1 protein-coding gene and 1 pseudogene are annotated in these 2843 nt (G+C 66.7%); both read left to right on the top strand.

What is annotated here, in order from left to right; translation table 11 throughout:
• Positions 1-1482: pseudogene (locus VH499_RS07485) on the top strand (type I secretion system permease/ATPase); the annotation flags it as partial.
• Positions 1479-2786 carry an HlyD family type I secretion periplasmic adaptor subunit gene (locus tag VH499_RS07490; RefSeq protein ID WP_414709758.1) on the top strand — a complete coding sequence of 436 codons (1308 nt, stop codon included), beginning with the start codon at positions 1479-1481 and terminating at the stop codon, positions 2784-2786. The pseudogene VH499_RS07485 and the gene VH499_RS07490, both read left to right, overlap by 4 nt.
• Positions 2787-2843 lie beyond the last annotated feature (57 nt).

The following is a 2843-nucleotide window of genomic DNA, read 5'->3' on the forward strand; positions in this document are numbered from 1 at the left end:
GGGTCGGCAGGTCGCTCGGCCAAAGCCTGAGCTTGCGCACGTACGAGACCATTGCGCGCCTCGCCCTCCACAACCCTCGGCAGGGCGACGGACTCCAGCCCATCCGCGATCTCGATCAGGTGCGCGCGTTCTTGTCCGGCATGGGCCCGGTGGCGCTTCTGGATATGCCGTGGCTGCCGCTCTATATCGCCGTCTGCTTCGCGTTCCACACCTGGTTGGGAGTGGCGGCGCTGGTAGGCGCAATGCTTCTGATCGGGCTGACATTGCTGACCGAGGCGTTCACGAAGGAGCCGACGAAAGCGGCCACGGCGCTGGCGGCGCAGCGCAACGCGCTGGCGGAATCCTCGTACCACAACGCCGAGGTCCTCCACGCCATGGGCATGGCGCCGCAACTCGGCGCGCTGTGGAACGAGGTGAACGTCAAGTATCTCGACGCGCATCAACGCGCGAGCGACGTCGGCGGGGCGCTGGGAGCGACCTCGAAAGTCATGCGCATGGTGCTGCAGTCCGCCATGCTCGGCATCGGCGCGCTGCTCGTGATCCAGCAACAAGCCACGGCCGGCGTGATGATCGCGGCCTCGATCATCGTTGCGAGGGCGCTGGCGCCCGTCGATCTCGCCATCGCCAACTGGCGCAGCTTCGTCGCCTTCCGGCAGAGCTGGCGGCGGCTGAACGAGCTGTTGAAAGTCATGCCGGACGGCAAGGCGCCGTTGGAATTGCCGAAGCCGGTCGCCAGCCTGTCGGTCGAAGGCATCAGGGTCGTTCCCCCCGGCGGCACGCGCATGGTCGTGCAGGACGTGACGTTCCGCCTGGCCAAGGGAAGTGCGCTGGGCGTGGTCGGCCCGAGCGCCTCCGGGAAATCATCCCTTGCGCGTGCGCTGGTCGGAGTCTGGCAGACGGTGGGGGGAGCCGTGCGTCTCGATGAGGCCAGGCTCGACCAGTGGGCGGCGAACTCATTGGGCCGGCATATCGGCTATCTGCCGCAAGGAGTCGAGCTGTTCTCGGGCAGCGTCGCGCAGAACATCGCCCGGCTGGAAAGCGCACCGCCGTCGCAAGCCGTCATCGCGGCGGCCATGGCCGCCGGCGTCCACGAGATGATCCTGCATCTGCCCGACGGCTACGAGACCGAGGTCGGCGAAGGCGGCGCTTCGCTCTCCGCGGGCCAGCAGCAGAGGATCGCGCTGGCGCGTGCGCTCTACGGCGAGCCGTTCCTGGTGGTGTTGGACGAACCCAACTCCAACCTGGATACCGAGGGCGAGGACGCGCTGACGCAGGCGATCGCAGGCGTGCGGGCGCGCGGCGGTCGTGATCGCGCACCGGCCCAGCGCGCTCGCCAGCGTCGACCTCGTGCTGGTGATGGTCGACGGACGGGCGCAATTCTTCGGGCCGAGGGACGAAGCGCTCGCCAAGCTGCGCCGCGCGTCCGCCGCGCCCGCGGTACCGTTGAAGGTCGTGAGCAATTCCGGAGAGGTCGCATCGTGAACCCGGATCAGATCGATGTGCAGCGCGCGTTGGGCCGACATGCGGTGGCAGTCGCTGCCGTGGCAATCGTTCTGGTGCTCACCCTCGGAGGATGGGCCGCCACCACCGAGTTCGCCGGCGCGGTGATCGCGCAGGGGCAGCTGGTGGTGAACTCGAATGTGAAGAAGGTTCAGCACCCGACCGGCGGCGTGGTGGGCGAGCTCCTGGTGCGAGAGGGCGGCCGGGTGCGCGAGGGTGACGTTGTCGCCCGGCTGGACGACACGCAGGCCCGAGCCAATCTTGCGATCCTGGTGAAGGCGCTGGATGAGAACGCCGCCCGCGCCGCGCGCGAGGAGGCCGAGCGCGACGATTCGGACCGTATCGAGTTCCCCAAGGAGCTAGTGGAGCGCGTCAATAATCCGGACGTCGCCAAGGCGGTCGACGGCGAGCGCAAGCAATTCGAAATGCGCCGCGCCGGGCGGGAGGGCAAGCGGGCCCAGCTCAAGGAACGCGTCGCCCAATTGGGCGACGAAATTCGCGGCAACGAATCACAGATCGAATCCAAGAAGAAGCAGATCGATTGGGTCGGCAAGGAGCTTTCCGGCGTCCGCGACCTGTGGGCGAAAAATCTCATCCCCTATGCGCGGCTCACGGCACTGGAACGCGAGAAGGAGCGGCTCGAGGGCGAGCGCGGACAGCTGATCGCGGCGATCGCCCAGGCCAAGGGCAAGATCACGGAAACCGAGTTGCAGATTCTGCAGATCGATCAGGATATGCGTTCCGAGGTCGGCAAAGACCTCGCCGAGATCCGGGCCAAGACCGCCGAGCTGGTCGAGAAGAAGGTTGCGGCGGAGGATCAGCTCAAGCGCGTGGATATCCGCGCTCCGATCGACGGCACCGTGTTTCAGCAGGCGGTGCATACGGTGGGCGGTGTGATCACGGCGGGCGAGGTGCTCATGCTCATCGTCCCCGAGGCCGACGCACTCGACGCCGAGGTCAAGGTGCAACCCCAGGACATCGACCAGGTCCGCCTCGGCCAGACCGCCATCTTGCGCTTCACCGCCTTCAACCAGCGCACGACGCCCGAGCTCAACGGCGAGGTCACCCGGGTTTCGGCCGACGTCACGGAGGATCAAAAGACCGGCGCGCGTTACTACACCGTGCGCATCGCGGTCCCGGCGAGCGAGGTCGAGCGCCTCAAAGACCTGAAGATCGTGCCCGGCATGCCGGTGGAAGCCTTCATTCAGACCAGTCCCCGCACCGTGATGTCGTTTCTGATCAAGCCGCTGCACGACCAGATCAGCCGCGCGTTTCGCGAGAAATAGAAGGTGTCCCGCATCTTGCGAAATAGTTGGCACATGCCGTTTCCATGAAGGCCTGAC

Source organism: Reyranella sp. (assembly GCF_036558665.1).
Taxonomy (GTDB): Bacteria; Pseudomonadota; Alphaproteobacteria; order Reyranellales; family Reyranellaceae; genus Reyranella.